The 18,569-nt window shown below is 48.1% G+C and carries 16 protein-coding genes; 14 read left to right on the forward strand and 2 right to left on the reverse strand.

Annotated elements, in window-relative coordinates:
- The first annotated feature begins 2 nt into the window (after positions 1-2).
- The 7 genes from PY479_RS05100 (at position 3) to PY479_RS05130 (ending at position 6,057) form a co-directional block, all read left to right on the forward strand.
- Entirely contained in the window at positions 3-1,583 is a 1,581-nt protein-coding gene (locus PY479_RS05100) for a phage portal protein (RefSeq protein ID WP_275483086.1), read from the forward strand.
- A complete protein-coding gene (locus tag PY479_RS05105; protein ID WP_275483087.1) occupies positions 1,480-3,567 on the forward strand; it encodes a ClpP-like prohead protease/major capsid protein fusion protein in 2,088 nt (695 codons plus the stop codon). The genes PY479_RS05100 and PY479_RS05105 overlap by 104 nt, the downstream gene beginning before the upstream one ends.
- Before the next feature lie 74 nt (positions 3,568-3,641).
- A complete protein-coding gene (locus PY479_RS05110; protein WP_275483088.1) occupies positions 3,642-3,965 on the forward strand; it encodes a capsid cement protein in 324 nt (107 codons plus the stop codon).
- Positions 3,958-4,329 (forward strand): hypothetical protein, encoded by a 372-nt coding sequence (locus PY479_RS05115; protein WP_275483089.1) that lies wholly within the window; start codon positions 3,958-3,960, stop codon positions 4,327-4,329. The genes PY479_RS05110 and PY479_RS05115 overlap by 8 nt, the downstream gene beginning before the upstream one ends.
- Positions 4,329-4,883, forward strand: a complete 555-nt coding sequence (locus PY479_RS05120; protein ID WP_275483090.1) for a hypothetical protein — start codon at positions 4,329-4,331, stop codon at positions 4,881-4,883. Before PY479_RS05115 ends, PY479_RS05120 begins: the two co-directional genes overlap by 1 nt.
- A gap of 20 nt (positions 4,884-4,903) precedes the next feature.
- Entirely contained in the window at positions 4,904-5,341 is a 438-nt protein-coding gene (locus PY479_RS05125; RefSeq protein WP_275483091.1) for a hypothetical protein, read from the forward strand.
- A complete protein-coding gene (locus PY479_RS05130; protein WP_275483092.1) occupies positions 5,338-6,057 on the forward strand; it encodes a hypothetical protein in 720 nt (239 codons plus the stop codon). Before PY479_RS05125 ends, PY479_RS05130 begins: the two co-directional genes overlap by 4 nt.
- A gap of 34 nt (positions 6,058-6,091) precedes the next feature.
- Here the strand turns inward: PY479_RS05130 and PY479_RS05135 are convergent, their stop codons facing one another.
- Positions 6,092-6,931: a Rha family transcriptional regulator gene (locus PY479_RS05135; RefSeq protein ID WP_275483093.1), complete on the reverse strand. Its 840-nt coding sequence runs from the start codon at positions 6,929-6,931 to the stop codon at positions 6,092-6,094.
- Between the two features lie 395 nt (positions 6,932-7,326).
- Between PY479_RS05135 and PY479_RS05140 the strand changes: the two genes are divergently transcribed.
- Entirely contained in the window at positions 7,327-8,904 is a 1,578-nt protein-coding gene (locus PY479_RS05140) for a hypothetical protein (protein WP_275483094.1), read from the forward strand.
- A gap of 388 nt (positions 8,905-9,292) precedes the next feature.
- Positions 9,293-10,018 (forward strand): zeta toxin family protein, encoded by a 726-nt coding sequence (locus tag PY479_RS05145; protein ID WP_275483095.1) that lies wholly within the window; start codon positions 9,293-9,295, stop codon positions 10,016-10,018.
- Positions 10,019-10,524: 506 nt separating this feature from the next.
- Here the strand turns inward: PY479_RS05145 and PY479_RS05150 are convergent.
- Complete coding sequence (locus PY479_RS05150) at positions 10,525-10,851, reverse strand: hypothetical protein (RefSeq protein WP_275483096.1); 327 nt, start codon at positions 10,849-10,851, stop codon at positions 10,525-10,527.
- A gap of 56 nt (positions 10,852-10,907) precedes the next feature.
- Here PY479_RS05150 and PY479_RS05155 point away from each other — a divergent pair, with 56 nt between their 5' ends.
- The 5 genes from PY479_RS05155 to PY479_RS05175 are packed head-to-tail and all read left to right on the forward strand — an operon-like array spanning position 10,908 to position 18,567.
- Positions 10,908-14,447: a tape measure protein gene (locus tag PY479_RS05155; RefSeq protein WP_275483097.1), complete on the forward strand. Its 3,540-nt coding sequence runs from the start codon at positions 10,908-10,910 to the stop codon at positions 14,445-14,447.
- The gene (locus PY479_RS05160; RefSeq protein ID WP_275483099.1) at positions 14,448-14,828 is read left to right on the forward strand and encodes a hypothetical protein; all 381 of its coding nucleotides are present in this window, start codon (positions 14,448-14,450) and stop codon (positions 14,826-14,828) included.
- A gap of 5 nt (positions 14,829-14,833) precedes the next feature.
- Positions 14,834-17,293: a hypothetical protein gene (locus tag PY479_RS05165; RefSeq protein ID WP_275483101.1), complete on the forward strand. Its 2,460-nt coding sequence runs from the start codon at positions 14,834-14,836 to the stop codon at positions 17,291-17,293.
- Between the two features lie 25 nt (positions 17,294-17,318).
- The gene (locus PY479_RS05170) at positions 17,319-18,272 is read left to right on the forward strand and encodes a hypothetical protein (RefSeq protein ID WP_275483102.1); all 954 of its coding nucleotides are present in this window, start codon (positions 17,319-17,321) and stop codon (positions 18,270-18,272) included.
- On the forward strand, positions 18,265-18,567 hold the full coding sequence (locus tag PY479_RS05175; protein ID WP_275483103.1) for a hypothetical protein: 303 nt from the start codon (positions 18,265-18,267) through the stop codon (positions 18,565-18,567). Before PY479_RS05170 ends, PY479_RS05175 begins: the two co-directional genes overlap by 8 nt.
- Positions 18,568-18,569 lie beyond the last annotated feature (2 nt).

Here is an 18,569-nt window from a genome sequence, read left to right on the forward strand (position 1 = left end):
ACATGAGTATTCTTAACGATGCCATTGCGGTGATATCACCGAAGTGGGCGCGTAACCGTGCTGTTGCCGCGATGCAGTATCAAAGCATCAAAGGCTATGAAGCCGCAAAACCAAGTCGCACACATAAAGCCAACAAAGAAGGTCGCAGCGCCAATACTGCCGTATTTGCTGCGGGTAAGTCACTGCGCGAGCAAGCCCGCTGGCTGGATGAAAACCACGATATCAGCATCGGCATTTTAGACCGTCTTGAAGAACGGGTGATCGGCGCACAGGGCTTCATTGTCGAGCCTCAGCCACGCGACAAAGATGGCAACATCCTGGATAAATTTGCCGAAGAACTGCAACGCCGTTTTGCGGCGTGGAGCTTAAAGCCAGATGTTACTGGCAAGTTCACTCGCCCAGAATTTGAGCGTCTTGCGCTACGCACCGCATTGAGGGATGGTGAAGTATTCGGCCAGCACGTAGTGGGTAAAATTCCTAAGTTAGACCACCTAAACCCACAAGGTACGCCTTACAGCATTGAAGCATTAGAGCCAGATTTTATCCCCTTCTATGATCAGCCTGGTAACGGCATCATTCAGGGCTTCAGCGTTGATAGCTGGCGTCGGGTAAAGGGGTACAACGTACTGCTGCAACACCCACAGGAAGTGGTGGGGTTTAAGCATAAAACTAAATTTATCCCAGCCAAGGCCATGATGCACCTGGCTAACATCAAACGGCTGCATCAGTACCGTGGCATCAGTATCTTCCACGGCATTCTAACTCGGCTGGCGGATATCAAAGATTACGAAGAATCAGAACGCGTTGCCGCCCGTATTGCGGCGGCCTTAGCGTTTTATATCAAGCGCGGTTCACCACAGGACTACACACCACCAACCTGTGAGCAAACCGCACGTGAAATCCCCATTGCCCCAGGCATGACCTTTGATGATCTCGCCCCCGGAGAAGACGTGGGCATGATCGAGTCAAACCGCCCCAACGTCCACATGGTCGAGTTTCGCAATGGACAGCTTAAAGCCTGCGGCGCGGGGACTCGCACCAGTTACAGCAGTATCTCCCGCGATTATAGCGGTACCTACTCAAGCCAACGTCAAGAGCTAGTCGAGCAGGACGAATCTAACCGCATCCTGCAACAGTGGTTTTGCGCGGGCTGGTCACGGCCAGTGTACCGCCAGTGGTTAGAAGCCGAGCAGCTTAACCAGATTGACCCGTTGCGTCTGCCGCCAGAGCTTGATGTGCGCACCCTGTTTGATGCTGTTTACTACGGCCCCACCATGCCGTGGATTGACCCAGCAAAAGAGGCCGACGGTTGGGAAGCCATGATCGCCGGAAATGCTGCCACCGAAGCGGAATGGGCAAGGGCACGTGGACGCAACCCGTCAGAAGTCAAACGCCAGCGCCAGCGCGAAGTCGATTACAACCGCGACCACGGCATGATCACTGCCAACGACCCAGACCCATCTACCAATGGAGTTTCCAATGAAACGAACAATGCTAGCGGCAGCCTGCTGCGCGAGCGTGCTGACAAGCGGCGCAATGATCGCACCGCAAGGCGCACTGACACAAACCAACAAGCCGGATAAAAGTTGGTACAGCCTGAAAGCTGCTGCCAACGGCGAAGCTGAGTTGATGATCTACGACGAGATTGGTGGTTGGGGTATCACCGCCAAACAGTTCGCTACTCAACTGCGTGACCTTGGCAAGATCACCAAACTCACTGCCCGTATTCACAGCCCCGGTGGTGATGTGTTTGAAGGGATGGCGATCTACAACATCCTCAAAAATTACCCGGCGCACAAAGTCGCCTACATCGACGGTCTTGCCGCTTCCATGGCCTCAGTAATTGCCATGGCATTTGATGAAGTGGTGATGCCAGAAAACGCCATGATGATGGTGCATAAGCCTTGGGGCGGCACCATGGGCGATGCTGAAGACATGCGCAAATATGCCGACCTGCTCGACAAAGTTGAGGGCAATCTGGTTGGCGCATACCGCGACAAAACCGGCATGACCGACGAAGAACTGCACGCACTGCTGGCAGAAGAAACCTGGCTCACTGGCCGCGAGGCTGTTGATAAAGGTTTTGCCGACACGCTTACCGAGCCGCTTGCAATGGCGGCATCACTCCAATCCAATCGTATGAAGGATTACGCCAATATGCCTAAAGCTCTGGAAATCCTGCTGGCACCGCAGGGCAATGGTGCCAATATCCCGCAGCCTGCTCCGGCACCTGCACCTGTTAATCAACCCGCAGCACCTGCACCAGCAGCTGCTCAACCCACGCAGGAGCAAATCAACGCTGCTGCTGCCGTGATGAATAAGGCCCGTGTTGATGGCATCAACACCCTGTTTGCCAGCTGGCCGCAGTTTGCAGATCTGCGCAATGAATGCATTGCCGATGTGGAAATGAATGCCGAAAAAGCGAAGGATAAGATCCTGGCGAAACTTGGCGAGAATACCACGCCTTTGGCATCACAGCCGCAACGTACCATTATCCACTCTGGTAACGGCAACATTGTGGGTGATTCAATTAAGGCTCACCTGATGGCACGTTCTGGTCACGCCGCCGCAGAGAAAGACAACGGCTATTCAACCTACAACCTTAAAGAGCTTGCACGCGCGTCATTGATTGATCGCGGCATTGGCATTGCGGGTTTGAACCAAATGCAGATGGTCAGCCTGGCGTTTACTCACAGTTCATCCGACTTCGGTAACATCTTGCTGGATGTGGCCAATAAGTCTGTGATGAAAGGCTGGGAACTGGCTACTGAATCATTTGAACGCTTCACCCGCAAAGGCCAGCTAAGTGATTTTAAAGTATCTAAACGTGTTGGCCTTGAAGAGTTTGGTAGTTTGCGCCAAGTGCGCGAAGGGGCAGAGTACAAGTACATCACCTTAGGTGACACTGGCGCTGATATTGCGCTGGCAACCTATGGTGAAATTTTCTCTATCACCCGCCAAGCGATCATCAATGATGATATGGCTATGCTGTCGATTATCCCTGAAAAAATGGGGGCCGCAGCGAAAGCCACCATTGGCGACTTGGTATTTGCCATCTTAACTGGCAATCCAAAAATGTCTGATGGAAAGACACTGTTCCATGCCGACCATGGCAACTTAGGTTCTGGCGCACCAAGCGCTGAAAACTTGGGGCTGTTGGCTGAACTGATGGAAAGCCAAATCACAGGTGGCAAAAACCCACGTGCATTGAACATCATGCCTGAGTTTGTGCTGTGCCCACCAAACCTGAAACGCACGCTGACACAGATCATCAAGTCCAGCTCTGTGAAAGGTGCAGATGTGAATGCTGGTATTGCCAACCCAGTGCAAGACTTTGCTGTAGTGATTTCAGAAGCGCGTCTGAAAGCGGCAAGCGATAAGGCTTACTACCTAGCAGCAGGCCAGGGTAGTGATACCATCGAAGTGGCTTATCTGGATGGTATCGATACTCCGTATATTGAGCAACAAGACGGATTTGGTATTGATGGCATCGCAACCAAAGTGCGCATTGATGCAGGTGTGGCACCACTTGACTATCGCGGCCTTGTTAAATCCACAGGTGTGTAATTCACTCCAATAACCCAACAATCGCCGTCAGCTAACCACTGGCGGCTTTTTGTTATCAGCTTAGGAAACTCAGCATGAAAAACTATGTACAGGATGGCAAGACCATCACCTTTACCCCCACCGTGGCTGTAACCAGTGGTGGCGCATTATTAATGACCGCCATGCTTGCCGTGGCAGTGGCTGCTGTTGCCGCAAACGAAGCTGGCGAGTTCACAACCGAAGGCGTGTATGAACTCCCCAAAGCTACCGCTGATGATGTCACCGTTGGTGCGCAGTTGTATTGGGATGATTCTGCCAAGAACATCACCACCGTAGTGGGTACCAATAAGCCAGCAGGTAAAGCTTGGGCGGCTTCAGCCAACGGTGCCACCACCGTTATGGTGAAGATCAATGCCTGATTTTGGCATGACTCGCCAAGCCAGACAGGCCGCCAAGTTGCTCAGATTATTCGAGCGGCTTGGTGTGCCGTGTCGCTACTATCCGGTAGGTGGTGATCCTGAATTACCTGAAACCAGACTGGTGAATATCGAAGGTAGCACCGGGCTCAGTGCCGCGTATGCGTCTAATGAGTACGTGCCAGAAAAGATCCTCATGGCGCAGTTCCTGCTGCAACAGGGCGAGGTTAACTCAGATGACCAATTTGAACCCTACCGCATGAATGCAGCAGGAGAATACGAACTGACAGGCAAACGCTATCGTCTGACAGCGCTGTCACAGGTAGATGAAGTCTCTGTCACCTATGTCTATCTGGATGTGAGCTGATGGGTATTCGTGTTCAAGGCATGGACGCTGTTACCAAAGAACTGGAACGCATCCGCGCCACGATGGCACCTGCAATGGGTGCGGCTATTGAGGATGCCATCAAGTATGGCGAACCACTGGCAATCGACACCATCTATCAGCGTTACGGCTACCGCGACCGCAGCTATGTAGCGCAGCACTTTAGCCTAAGTTTCAATCCTAAAAATTTACAGGGACGGATCAGCGCACGGATGCGCCCCTCAACGCTGACCCGTTTTGTCAGCAACGCCAGAACCAAAGATGGCAAAACCGGCAAGCAACTGCCAGCGGGTTTTGATATCAGTGTCATGCGCAATCAACCCTCGTGGTTTAAAGGCGCGTTTATGTTTGTTGGCCGCAATGGCAACCAGTTGATCACCTCGCGTAAACCCGGGGAAACCTGGCGTAGTCTTAAAAATGCCAAGGTGCTCTATGGCCCATCGGTGGCCGGTAGCTTTGGTGTTATCCGTGATCAAATCGAACCCCCGATCATCAAGTTCTTGCGCGAGCGCTACCAGTACCACGCCAAAGCATAGCGGTACACATCGAGGTATTCATGATCAACAAGATATTAGAAAAGCTGAAAACCATCAGCGGTGTCACCGTGCGTGAAGGGTTTTATGCGCAGTCAGTGGCGAAAGAAGAAAAGTTTATCTTTCTGCAACCCTATACCAGCGCGGCCACTGTACCTGGTATGCAGCCAAAGTATAAAGAAGATCTCAAGTTGCAAATTGTGGCAGGTATCAAGCTGCCTAAATCAGCAACACCAACCGCCGATCTCATTGACCTGACCCGCACCATCCGCAGTGCGTTTTTTAAAGACCAACGCGATCCAAAACGTCCCCAATGGTTACCCACTGGCTTTGAGTTATCCGAGTCAGAGCCATGCAAATTCATTATGCCGGAAGCCCACGAACAACACGGGCTGGCGGTGATCACACTATCCATCTCAACCAGCCCTCAGTTTGACGATAGATTAAAGGAACTCCCATGACAGAAATCGTAAAAGAGTCGTACATCGGTGCCGGCATCGTGTATGTCAACCACCGTGACGTAGGCAACGCCTCTGGCGTTGAAATCTCCATCTCGCAGGATACCAAATCCCTGCCTAACTACCGTGGCGGTGGTGGTAACTATGATTCAGTGACCACTATTTCTGCGGTAAATCTTAAGATGACGCTGAATGCGTTCAGCAATGAAAACATGGCACTCGCCCTGCGCGGTACTGTTGATGTGCTGACTGCCGGTGCAGTAACTGCAGAAGCCATTACCGCTAAGCTGGATGGTCTTGCTGATACTGTTGCCATGATCGACGTGGCGCAAACCGTTACCGTTACCAACGATGATGCCAGCACTACCTATGTTGAAGGCACTGACTACATTGCCAGCGCGGCAGGTATTCGCGCCATCAGCGGTGGCGATATCACTGACGGTCAGGCACTCAAAGTTACCTACACCTCACTTGCAGGTAATGCGCTGGAAGCATTAACCGAATCCGGGCAAACCGTGCCGGTAGTCGTTGACGGCCTTAACGATGCCAACGGTAAACCTTGCGTGCTGAAGTTCTACCTGTGGAAGCCAAGCCCAACTGCTTCACTCGCCATTATCACTAGCGACTTCGGATCCTTCGATATCGACGGTGAAGTGCTGGCGAACGATGCCATTGTCGCCGCCGGTAAGTCCAAGTTCTTCAAACGCATGGCAGCGTAAAAGTAAGGCGGCACCTTAGGGTGCCGCTATTACCTTAGGCATGTAACCTTTTGAGCAGGGCACTGAGTTGCTGGGCAATGTCATCATGCTCACGGGTAAATTCACGTTCAATCAACGGGATGCAGCGGTTAATGTCTAATCGTGCCGTGGCGGCATGTTCGTAGAGCGCGCCATAAAGCCGATGCTCTGCTACTTTCAACAGCGGCAAAATATCGTTGATGTAACGCCGCATCCAGTCGGCACGCTGAAGCAGCAGTGCAAACTGGTAAAGGTCTTCGGTGTTGTATTGCAGTACCTTTTCGGGTTCAGGTGCGGGTAAAGCAGAGGGTGGCATCCATTCACCATCTAGCGCCAGGTGGTGAACGTACTCCACCGCTTGCGGCATCTGTTCATCGGTGAGCTCATTGATGTGGTTAACATCAAACCGATGGTGGATGATATTGAAACCTGCGGGGTAGGGAATCGACTTCTTGGTCACCAACAGGCTCATGGCCTGACGTAAGCGCAGCGTTCTTTCAGAGTTGGTATTGTGCCGTGGCCGCCGTAACTGAGACGCCATTTGGTTAAAGGCGTTAATGTAGGCTTCCTTGATGGCCGCTGCTTGTTTGCCCGTAAAGCCCATGACTAAGAACATAAAACCGTCTTTGGTCATTTCGTAATATTTCATATCGCGTTTTGCGATACCAACCTGCTGATTTTCTACGTGAGCGTAAAAATGCGCTGACGCAAAATCAGGTGAGCAATCAAGGGATTCAAGCTTACGCAGTACATCTTTATGTTGCTTGTTGAATGCTTCAGCAACTTTGAGCGATGTAGTTTTAACTTCGCCATTGCTACGGGTTACCGCTTTGGCCGGGATAATTGGACTGATCATGATGGTGCTCCGTTTCTACTCGGATTGACCACCACAAAATTATGGTGGCCGGGAGGTTAGAAACCGTGCACCCACGGCGGAGTTATTCCCCTTTCGGGTATTGTATTCCTCGCCCTCCCGGCCATAACGACTAGCTGGGTTGCCTGAAACTTGCGGATTGCAGGCATAAAAAATCCACGACTGACGGGCGCGGTTGTATCCGGGGTGCAAAAAGAGTTTCTACGCTCTTGGCAAGAACTATAGGCCAGCTTGCCATAAAATGTCAATCTTCAGAGAAAACTACCAAAAGGAAGATGTTAAAATATTGGTAACATATTGATTGCGTTGGGATGATTAAGGGAATAAATTAGTTCTCAATTTATTGAGGTTTCAACCAGTTATATGAGAAGAAGATTATGTCATCAGGGACGACTAGTGGGTTCATCGATGTTCTGAATAATATTTCCTGGCCAACAGCGATTGTTATAATTCTTTTTATGTTTAGAAGTTCATTGTCTAATCTTATAACTAGATTAACTTCATTTAAATATAAAAATGGTGACAATGAAGTGGGTTTAAATGCTGAACCTATTGCAAGTAACGTAGATGATTCTATGCCAGATCCAGAGGAAAAACCTGAAAAAAGTGTACTTAAAATTGATAGTAATAAAACTGAAAGTAATTATCTGAATGACATGATGACTTCGATAATGTCAGGTAATAAAGAGGCTGCAGAATCGGCATTTTCATCTTATTTGAAGCAAGAAAATGATCCTAAAGAACTAAAGAAAAATAAAGCATTATTTCTTTATTTTAAATATGTGGACCTAAATGACTTTAGTGCGCTTGGGGAACTGGAGTCATTAGTGAAAACCATCGATGATGATGACTTATTAGTCCAAGTTTATAATTGGCTCGACTTATGTTACTCACACACATCTGAGTTTGATAAAAGTTCTAAACTTTGGAGAGATCTATCTCTAAGTACAACGTCTGTTAACGTAAAAATCACTGCAATTTCAAATCTTGCATTATCTTTAGTGAAGGAAGGTGAATTAGAAGAGGCTCGAAGCAAACTTGTGGAGGCACTTAAAATTGATAGTGTTGAACAAGTTAAAAATATTTATCTAATTTACTCAGCGTTATCTAAAGTTGAAAGTAAAATGAATAATAATGTTATGTCTGTTTATTGTTTGGATAAAGCGGTTGAATATAATAATAGAGACACAGGTATGTTATTTGATTCTGCATATGCAGCAAGTAATAACTCTTTGGAGGAAGTGGCTGTCAGTAACTACAATTTATTAATAAAAATTGATAGTGATAATTCATACGCATTCAATAATTTGGCCGTGCAAGCTAAAGAAGCAGGATTTAATTTTAAAGCTATTGAAAACTATCAAAAAGCAGCTGATCATAAAAATACATTGGCTATGGCTAATCTTGGTTATGCATTACTGAATGCAGGATTTTCTCAAGAAGCTAAGGATATCGCTGAAAAGGCATTAGAATTTAATGATGTGCATGCTAATGTACATAGATTATTGTCAGATGTTAAAACAAGAGTCGAAGATAAAAATAAAGAGTGGGATGAATTTACTGAAAATTTATTCAAACGGCAGAAATTTGTTCGAGAGTATACTGAAAAATATTATTCTGGTGATTCTAGTCTACTAGAAGGCAGTTGGGTTGTTCTTGAAAAATACGAAATAAAATTTCAGGTAGAAAATGATAAAGTTAAATCGAGTTGGGTAGAAGATGGTAGTTCAGATAGTACATATTTGAATTCAATAGATTGTATAGTTCATGGGGCAACATTAGTTGGAACAGTGAAACGTATACTTAGTGATGGTTTGGGCGTTCCAAATATATATTCTTCACCAAAAGTTGAAGATGTTTTTGGTTACTATTGTCAAAATTCTAACACTATAAAGTTAGTTTCAAAACAAAGTAAAAATAACTTTGAATTAACACTAGTGGCTCTAGATAAGTAGTATTTGCAAATTCTCTATGCAGTAGGCCCTTTTTTGCTTAAGCCAACTATAGACTTGCAGTTAATCCATTGACTACTTGCATAATTTAAAAAACAGTCTTATTCTGGCCCCAACGATGGGGTAGTTGCCCCGTAAAGAACCGCCTTATGGGCGGTTTTTTTGTTTCTGGCCTCGGCATTTCTGTCGGGGCTTTTTTTGTACCTGAAGTTCATTCCGCGATAGCACGCGCTAAGTAAACCAAGAGCCTACAGACAATGAGCCTGAGAGATCCCGTTATCTCTTGGGGCGGTATCTCTGTGCTAACAGGCTCATTCTCTATAGGTTTTGTAATCGGTTTTGATGTACCCTAGTTACTAGTTTTGGTTATGTTTTCAATTGGTATAAAAATATGACATTAAGTGCTGAAGATGCGGAAATCGAACAGCGTGCGATTGAATATTCTAAGAACAATAGAACCCAAATTTGCCGGAACTTAACTGATAAAAGCAAGTATCTACCTGAACAGTACCCAGTATCTGTGTTTATGTGTGGCTCACCTGGGGCGGGGAAAACTGAGTCATCCAAACAGTTTATTAAGGACATTTCTGGTGATGGTGATGAGAACGTTCTTAGATTAGATCCTGATGAATTGAGGGATTTGTTTGAAGAGTATGATGGGACTAATTCCCATTTGTTTCAAAGAGCTGTGTCATTCATTGTCGAAAGGGCATTAGATTTTTGCTTTAAAAATAATCAGAGTTTTCTACTCGATGGCACGTTAGCCCATTATGGCGTTGCTGAAAAAAACGTCGAAAGGTCCTTGCGCAAAGGGAGACAAGTATTGATAATATTCGTCCTTCAACGTCCTGAGCTAGCTTGGAACTTCGTCCAGTCGAGAGAAAAGCTTGAAGGTCGCAAGATCCTTCCTGAGCATTTTGTCGAGCAATATTTCGGCTCGCAACAAGTTGTTGAGCAACTAAAAGCAAAGTTCAAAAAAGATGTCGTTGTGGATTTACTTATCAAGGACAATGATGGTAAAACAAAGGTGTACTATAGTAACATTACAAGTATAAAACCATACTTGGCCAAAGAGTACACAAGAGAAGAGGTTATGGAAATCGTCGGTATAGCATGAGAGAGTTTGTATGATTAGTATGCTCACCCTACGTAAAAAAGCTTCATCTACGCCTCTATCAAGATTTGTTAGAGAGGCTGACTCTAGACAGAAAAAGCGTGTCTACAAGAACGCAATTGATGAAGCAATCAAAGAACAGAACTATGTAATTGAAATGGCAAATAAAACTGCCTAATTAATCTTAGTTATGAAAACCGCCTTTTGGGCGGTTTTTGCGTTTCTGGCCTCGGCATTTCAGTCGGGGCTTTTTTGTACCTGAAATTCACCTGGTTGCTGATGTAACCATGAAAAAGCAAACCCCCGAGTGCTACCAACACTTGGGGGTTTTTGCATCCACCCCTAACCGGAACTTAGGAGCAGTGCGTACATAAATCTTAACCTAAAAACTGCAATAAAGGTAGATGGAAAAATGAACAGCAAAGATGCGGGAACTGTAGGAAAAATGTTGGCTTCAGCGGCCATTATCGCAGCTGTATTATTTGGCGTTGCCGCCATTTTAGCCGCAATCAATTAATCAGCTTGTGCATGCCTGGATAGGTACCTTGCATGACCTCGCAGCATTCACCGGCTGAGGCTTCACGCCACTGGCCGCTGGCATCACGGATGGCAAACTGATCTTCAAACCCGAGCCACACGGTGCATTGCCCAAATTGGTCTTGGTATTCAATCAAAATGCTGTCTTCGTTAAACGGATATAAGTCTTTAAATTCTTCGATGTACTGCTGCACGAAGTCCAGTTTTATCAGTGCGTTATAAACCGCTGTTTTACCCAGTTCGTCTTCCATTAAATTCACCTGCATTGCCTGCCATTGGTTGGCAAAAGGATAGGGCATTGCCTGGGCTCAGGTAATGAAGCGCTATTCACGGCAGGGTATCGCCCGGAGTTTTTATGTCATTTAAAGATCAAGTGGTGAACTTCATCCTGCAAGGGAAGGATCTGTTTTCTTCTGTTGCCAACAAGTCAGAGAAAGCCATGCTGGATCTGGCTGCCCAAAGCGAGAAGCTAAACGCGCAGCTGGATGATATCCGCAAGCAGCAAGAAGCCATCAATACCCTGGATGATCTCACCGTAGCGGTGGAGAAGGGTAAACGTGCCTATGCCGATTCCACGCAAGCATTGCAACATCTTCAGGATGAACAAAAGGCTGCTGCCAAATACGCCAAGGAATTATCAGCCCAACAAGCAGAGGCTGCGAGTAAATCCAGCCAGTTAGAACAGGATTACCAAAAGCTCACTACTGAGCTAACGCAATATGATGCCCAAGTGCTGGCCACTAAAGACCGCATTGCGCAGTTATCAGCAGAGCAGACATCCGGTGCCACCGCCAGCGAGCAGCAAGCCGCTGCCATCGCCGCTGCAAAATCCGACCTGCTAAAGCTGGAACAGGCGCAAACCGACACCCGCACATCTGCCGACAAACTCAGCACCGAGCTGGAACAGCAGCGCCAAGCGCTGGATGGTATCAGTACCGAGTCAGATAAAGCCTCACGTACCAGCGCCGAATATGCCGCCAAGGTTAAACTCGCCCGGGGAGAACTGAGTACTCTCGGCACCGTGCTGAATAAAAACCAGCGTACGCTCAGTGAGCAAAAAGCGGTACTCGATAAAGCGGGCATTAGTGCTGAGAACATGGCCGATGCCTCCGCCAAGTTAAAGCAGCAAGAAGCGGCTGCCGAAGGTGCTATCAAAGACGTCAACACCCGGCTGCAAAAACACCAAAAGCTGCTGGATGAATCCAAGAAAGGCGCGAACGATTTTGGCGGCAGTATCAAGTCTGCCACCGCGTCACTGCTGGCCATGGCTGGTGCCTACATTGGTGTTGATCGCCTATGGGAATCGCTGAAATCTATTCTGACAACCGGTGACCGTTTTGCAGCCTTCAATGCCCAAATGACCGCCATGATGGGCAGCGTGGCCGCAGGCGAGCAGGCTACTGCGTGGATTAAAGATTTTGCCAACAACACCGGCAGCAAGCTGGAATCAGTACAAACTGCCTTTGCCAAATTGAAAGCGTTTGGCATCGACCCGATGAACGGCAGTTTGCAGGCGATGACTGACTATAACGCCAAGTTGGGCGGCAGCCAGCAAGACCTTGAAGGTATTATTCTGGCGGTTGGTCAGGCATGGGCTAAGCAGAAGCTGCAAGGTGAAGAGATACTGCAGCTGGTTGAGCGCGGTGTACCCGTATGGGGATTGCTCGAGCAAGCCACCGGAAAAAACGCAGTACAGCTCGCTAAGTTATCTCAGGCGGGCAAGCTGGGGCAGGAGACGATAAAAGCCCTGGTGGATGAAATGGGCAAAGCGGCGGATGGTCAGGCCGCGTTATCGCTGGATCGCCTTGGTGGTCAGATAAATGTGCTGTCTAATAATTGGGATGTATTCAAAAACAAGGTGGCCGATGCTGGGCTTTATAAGACTGCTATCGACTTTCTAAAGCAGCTCAACGATAAATTTGACGAAATGAACGCCAACGGCAAGCTCAAGCAGCTGGCGAGCGACATCAGTAACTTTTTTACCACCATCATCAACGATGGCGGCAACAGTTTGCAAAAGCTGCTCGACAATATCAGCGCCTTTACCAAAGGCCTCAGTATTGTTGGCAACACCATTAAGATTTTCTGGAACGGGTTAACCGCTGGGGTATCAGTATTTGCTGCCGCAGTGACACAGCAATTTGCCAATATTGCTGGATCCTTTTCCACGCTGCTGGCAACAGTCGGCGCTGACAAGTTATCTGCCAAACTTCGTGAAACCCAAAATGTACTTAACGCGCTATCTGATGCCTACAAGCAGCAGGTTATCCAAGATGGCGCTGATATCCGCGAGGCTTGGGACAGCATTAATTCAGCGTTGAGCGATGGCAGTAAAAAAACTTATAAAGATATTGGTGACGCCGCTGATGAATCCGCTAAACGCCGAGTCGATGCAGAAAAGACCGTTGGTGATACCGCTGAAGAACAGGCACAACGACGGATTCAAAGCCTGAAAGCTCAGGCAGATGCCGCCGATCAAAATGCAAAGGCTGCTCAAGAAGCATTTAAGAAAGGCGAAATTTCTGCTCAAGATTATGCCGTAGCGTTAGAAGCTGCCAGATCTGCTGCAAAAGCATTAAAGGACGCAACATCTAATGCCGCTGATGATGTTAAAAACTACGAGTTGGCGATGGCCAAAGCGGGCATCACCACCAAAAAGGTTTATGAAGAACAAGCGGCCACAGCGAAAGAAACCTATCAGCAGGTGAAAGACTCAATGGCAAAGGGAATTGCCTCGATCAATGAACAGGAACAGGCCTATCTCAAATGGGCTGAAGCCGAAGTAAAAGCCGCGGCAGCGAGCAAGCAACATGTGGATGCCTATGTATATCAGCAAGCGGCGGCGCTGGGATTAAAAACCGAACTGCAAGACTTGATAAATACAAACTATGATGCTGAAAAGTCCTATGCCGCTTTGGCGTTGCAGTTAGATGAAACCACCAAGGCAACCGATAACCTTAATCAATCTCAGAAGTCCACTGCCGATGCGGTATCACAAGCCACTGCGGCGCTAGATGAACAAAGCGCAGCACTGACGCAAGTTACTCAGAACATCACTATTTTTGGTAGCGAGCAGCAGAGCCTGACAGATCAGTTAGACTTCAGCGGCAAGTCTGTCGAAACACTTGAAGCACGTTACCGCGAGCTTGGTGATGCGATGGCAACTAATATTCAAGTGTCATCAGCATGGTGGAAGGAAGCGGGTAAATCAGCATCAGACGGGATTGCTATCGAGCGGTCACTGATTGTTCAAACCCTGAGATACCGCAAACTGGCACAGCAGATTAGCTCTGGCACCATGTCACTAGCGGATCTGGACAGAGCCACCAAAACCGTTAATAACTCCTTTCGCGATCTCGACAGCCAGATGCTGGACAACTTGCGCAGTGCTATCTCTGATGCCCGTAGCGAAATGCTGGCATTGCGTGACGACTTAAAAACCACCCAAGCCGAACTGCAGGATGAACTGGACCAACTGCAAGGTAAGCAGAAAGACCAGGAACTTGAAACCCTCAAGCAGCGTCAGGCAGAACTCAACCAGCAATTGGCTGAAGCCAAGGCGGCTGGAGATAAAGAGGCGATTGCGGCTGCTGAAAAGTCGCTGCAACTGGCAAAGCAGATTTACGACACCAAAAAGCGTCAGGCAGATCTTGAGGCACAAGCCGCCAAAACACAAGCGGCCGCGAATACGGCTACCAATACCAGCAACACCTCAACGGCCACATCGACCACTGCGCCACCCACTACCACCACAACAGTAGCATCATCAAGCGCCATGACGGCCACGCTGTACTTGGTGATAAACAACAAGCCACAAGCAGTAACGACCACACAGACTGATCTCAACAGCCTGATGGCGGCCATCAATCAAGCCAAGCTTTCATCCGGGGGATAAATGACCCAACGCATCGACACAATAACACCGCAGATCCAGCAACTGCTGTGGCTGAATAAAGACAGCATTCAGCGGGTAGTGGCTACCACCAGACGCGGGGGCAATGGCGCGTTAATTGTTGAACAGTCGATTATTCCATCCGGCATACCGATTGAGATTGGCACAAAAGACGCCGGCATGTTGCGCAGCGACTTTGAAGCATTGCAGCAGCATAACGCCACCAATCTGACCACCTTTGAACTGGTGATGGACGACGACACCTTCACCGTCTTTTGGGACAACACCGGCGGTCCAGCCGTTACCGGTGAAGATGTATTCGATCTGATTGGTGGTTACAGCACACTCAAAAACGTCACCTTAAAATTTCTCACAGCTGAGTAAGTGATATGACAATTACCCGCGAAGATTTAAAGATATTCAAACCAGAACTGCTGGGCAGTGCTGATGACGCCGGTGGTCAGCGCACCAAGAACGCCGTGGTCAGCGGTGAGCTTAACGAGCTGTTTAAGGCGATCAGCGATATCGACCATGCGGTTTCTACGGTCGATATTGTGAAGTGCTTTCCGGCGCTTGATACCGCGGGGACTGAAACGCTGTTAGATGGTCATATCTTTATCAGCCAGCCGCCAACAGATCCGCTGGTCAGTTGGTTGATTGCCGAGTCATCATCGCTGACCGATGCCTCGCGCATGAAAGACATGGTTGATATTTTCGAGTCGAGTGTGCGTGCCGGTCAGCTTATTCGCCGAGGTCTGATTGGGCTGTTGGCGGGGCAGGATTCTTTCCCGCGCCCCTATCTGCAGTCGATGTACACGTTCAATGATATCGACTACTGGAACAATGTCACCCTGCAGCAAGGCCAGATTATCTGTATCTCTGTGGAGTATGCCGGTAATGAGGATGCTAACTACCCACGGTTTGAGCATTTCTGCCAAATGAAGGCAACTGTTACTGGCGGCATTAATGGCCAAGTGCTGTTTAGTCCACCGATCCCGTATGACACCCCTGATGCCGATGTTGAAATCAATGGCGAGCGTGGCTGCACCAAGCTGCGCTATACCAGCGTTAATGATGATATCAAATACCACGGCGTGACTAAGCTTGCGGCCCCTAACAGTGGCACCTTGATTGAAGTGGATAACACCACCTCAGAACTGTTGCCGAAGGTCAGACAAGTGGCTGTCCATTCAGGTATGTCACTACAGGCGTTAGGTACTTCCGATGTGCCAACCAATGCAGTAAAAAAGACACTGCAACAACCTATAGCCGCAGGTCAGTACACTTACATTTTTGAAGTGCCGGATATCCTCAATACTGATTTTGTTAACAAGGTATTGGGGTTAAAGCCATCAGCTAGCGGCATTAGCAGTAGATACAGTGTCAGCATTACCATTACTGGCACTACGGCAACGGTAACTTTCTCGCCAATTCTGATCAGTGGCGCCGTAGGCTTCGTCGCCTATGATGTAGTCACGCTGGAATACCTATCCTCAGCACGTTACACCTACTTTGAATCAAGCAGCGGTGCGCTGCCGTCAACCAGCAAAATCACCGTGGGTACGGTGGTGATGTCTATCACCATCACCAGCTCCAGCAGCGTGCTGGTACTGAGTGAGCAAAGCGATGGCTTCTATGCTAATGGGCGGAAGTATGTTGAGCTGGATTACACCGATGGCACCATCACCAAATACCCTGACAGCAATGGGGATTTCACGGTTGAATATGAGTGCTTAATCGAACCAGGCTTGCCGGAAGATAATGCCGTGGTTTTCAACTTAGGCGTGGCAGAGCCGATTCTCGATACCTTCTACTGCACCATTTCCACTGCCGATGGTAACACTCTGTTATCGGCCAGCGCCGACAGTAACGGCGATATCACCGGCACCGGCGTTACCGGCACCATCGTTGGCAAAGTGGTCAGCATGAGTTTTACGCAGGATGTGGACTTAACCACGCTGCGCTATGACATTAGCGAAATCACTACCATTACACCGCCACCAGAGCTTTACGGCCTTAACCCACTGCGCTTACCCAGCGGCGGCGTAGTGCCCATTTTTACCGCCTGGACGCCCATCACCGTGGAAGATACTGCGGTGCAGGTAGTATCAAACCCTACTATCGGCGCCACCTACAACGTGCGTACCGCAGCGCGGTTTGTAGATATTACCGATGCCACCGGCGCCAGCTTGTGGACAGTAGATGATGCCCATTACAGCCACAATACCGCCACCGGTGTAGTGACTATCAACTCAGACTTTAGCGGCTTTACTGCACCGTTCGTACTGACTGATAGCATTGGCGAGCAAGCGCTGGTGACGGATGTGCAAGACGGCAAGCTGCAACTGTCTGCGCCACTCGCTAACGATTATCCGGTTGGGGCGATTGTCGCCAGCGTGCAGAACCTTGGCGACCTGCAAGCTTATGTCGGACCTGTGCGGGATATGACCGCTTGGGCAAATAATTGGGATCAGGATGGTGCTGCCGCCACCGGTTCGCTCAACGTGGTGGACAACCCGATTGAAGTCTTCAACAACACCTCAATTAACGAGGATTGGGTGTTAATTTTCACATCATCTACGGCTTTCCGCTGTGTGGGTAAAAACATTGGTCAGATCGCCACCGGCGATACACTCAACGACTTTGCACCGATTAACCCACTCACTCAGGCACCGTACTTTGTTATCCGCCAGGGAGCGTTTGGCGGCGGCTGGAATACCGGTGAGGCCATCCGCTTTGCCACCTTTGCCGCCAGTAAGCCGGTGATGCTGCTGCGCTCAGTCGCATCCGGTCACAGTGAAATCACCACCGACCGCGCCATTCTGGCATTCCGCGGCAATGAGTCTTAATGCAGATTTTTAGGAGAGAATAACTATGGGATTACCGGTAACTGTTTATCGTCATAGTGATCCAGGCGCACCGCAATTAACTGAATTCAGACCATCCGAAATACTGAACATTTTTAAAAAGTGTTTGGTAGAGGGGTATGGTGCAAAGGCGGGAGCCGGTTGGTCTGTCGCTTTTGAAGATGCTGCCGCGTTTAAACTGGCATTGAGAAATTCACCAGAAGATGGCAGTGGTGGCTATTTACGTATTTGGTCAGGTAGTAACAATGTTGACGCAACATTTTATATGAACTGCGGTAAATCAATGACTGACATTGATACATTGTTAAACCCCATCGGCTATCGTTCTATGCGGCTTGCAACTACCTTTATGCAAGGTCAATGGCAACTAATCGCAACCTCACGTTCATTTTGGTTTGTGTTGGAATCAACATACCCATATTCAAAAAGCTCAATTAGTGCATTGACGTACAATATTGCCAATACATCTGGCTTACAACAATATCAGCAAATAGCATTTATTGGCGATTTAGATACTACAGACCCTAATGATTCCAGTGCTTTCACATTAGTATCATCATCTAACAGCACTACTGATTACGCTAATATTGGGTACCTATACTGCAATTACAGTAATTGCTATTGCACAATGTGGGATGTGAACGGTGATAACAGCGCTAAAATGGCATATAGCCTATTAAAACCTTTTTCTTCTTACAACACATTACGAATTGAAGAAGCTGAATCACTAGGTATTGCTCATACGTTAATGCCTATTAGCGTTTTTAGAGATACCGATGTGCCTTCTGCCAACTTTCCCAATAGTCGCGGTGTAGTGCCTGGGATATTTCATTCATCATTTTATGGTTACGGCACCAGAGAACGCCCGTTCGACAACGTAATGGGTGGGAAATTGTATACGTTGCTATTTAACTATTACACACTCAATTGCTGGATTAATTTGGAAGAATGGTATGTCTAGGGCATTTAGAGCAATAGCAGGCACTCCACCAGTGTTCTATCAAGCGATGATTGAAGTTGATGCAGATAGCGCCGCAGAAAGACTGCTGATTTTTAATAGAATCACAGGCAACTGTTATCACAATGTCGCAGTGTCAGTAACGGGGATTACTCAATTACGAGTGCCGCTGTCACACACAGACAACAATACATTGTTGGTCGGGATCGTTGATGATGATGGCACGTATAACTGCAAGTTTGTTGATGGCGTTAAAGCCCAGCTAGTTGACGGTAATGTGCTGAGTATGAAGCGGTAAAA

Origin of the sequence: Shewanella sp. A32 (genome assembly GCF_029167175.1) — a bacterium.
GTDB lineage: Bacteria > Pseudomonadota > Gammaproteobacteria > Enterobacterales > Shewanellaceae > Shewanella > Shewanella yunxiaonensis.

Excerpts from the sequence above, each read along its gene's own strand:
- PY479_RS05165 (WP_275483101.1), top strand. The coding sequence starts at position 14,834 with ATGACAATTACCCGCGAAGATTTAAAGATATTCAAACCAGAACTGCTG.
- PY479_RS05130 (WP_275483092.1), top strand. The coding sequence starts at position 5,338 with ATGACAGAAATCGTAAAAGAGTCGTACATCGGTGCCGGCATCGTGTAT.
- PY479_RS05135 (WP_275483093.1), bottom strand. The coding sequence starts at position 6,931 with ATGATCAGTCCAATTATCCCGGCCAAAGCGGTAACCCGTAGCAATGGC.
- PY479_RS05140 (WP_275483094.1), top strand. The coding sequence starts at position 7,327 with ATGTCATCAGGGACGACTAGTGGGTTCATCGATGTTCTGAATAATATT.
- PY479_RS05125 (WP_275483091.1), top strand. The coding sequence starts at position 4,904 with ATGATCAACAAGATATTAGAAAAGCTGAAAACCATCAGCGGTGTCACC.
- PY479_RS05100 (WP_275483086.1), top strand. The coding sequence starts at position 3 with ATGAGTATTCTTAACGATGCCATTGCGGTGATATCACCGAAGTGGGCG.
- PY479_RS05145 (WP_275483095.1), top strand. The coding sequence starts at position 9,293 with ATGACATTAAGTGCTGAAGATGCGGAAATCGAACAGCGTGCGATTGAA.
- PY479_RS05170 (WP_275483102.1), top strand. The coding sequence starts at position 17,319 with ATGGGATTACCGGTAACTGTTTATCGTCATAGTGATCCAGGCGCACCG.
- PY479_RS05120 (WP_275483090.1), top strand. The coding sequence starts at position 4,329 with ATGGGTATTCGTGTTCAAGGCATGGACGCTGTTACCAAAGAACTGGAA.
- PY479_RS05105 (WP_275483087.1), top strand. The coding sequence starts at position 1,480 with ATGAAACGAACAATGCTAGCGGCAGCCTGCTGCGCGAGCGTGCTGACA.
- PY479_RS05115 (WP_275483089.1), top strand. The coding sequence starts at position 3,958 with ATGCCTGATTTTGGCATGACTCGCCAAGCCAGACAGGCCGCCAAGTTG.
- PY479_RS05155 (WP_275483097.1), top strand. The coding sequence starts at position 10,908 with ATGTCATTTAAAGATCAAGTGGTGAACTTCATCCTGCAAGGGAAGGAT.
- PY479_RS05110 (WP_275483088.1), top strand. The coding sequence starts at position 3,642 with ATGAAAAACTATGTACAGGATGGCAAGACCATCACCTTTACCCCCACC.
- PY479_RS05150 (WP_275483096.1), bottom strand. The coding sequence starts at position 10,851 with ATGCCCTATCCTTTTGCCAACCAATGGCAGGCAATGCAGGTGAATTTA.
- PY479_RS05160 (WP_275483099.1), top strand. The coding sequence starts at position 14,448 with ATGACCCAACGCATCGACACAATAACACCGCAGATCCAGCAACTGCTG.
- PY479_RS05175 (WP_275483103.1), top strand. The coding sequence starts at position 18,265 with ATGTCTAGGGCATTTAGAGCAATAGCAGGCACTCCACCAGTGTTCTAT.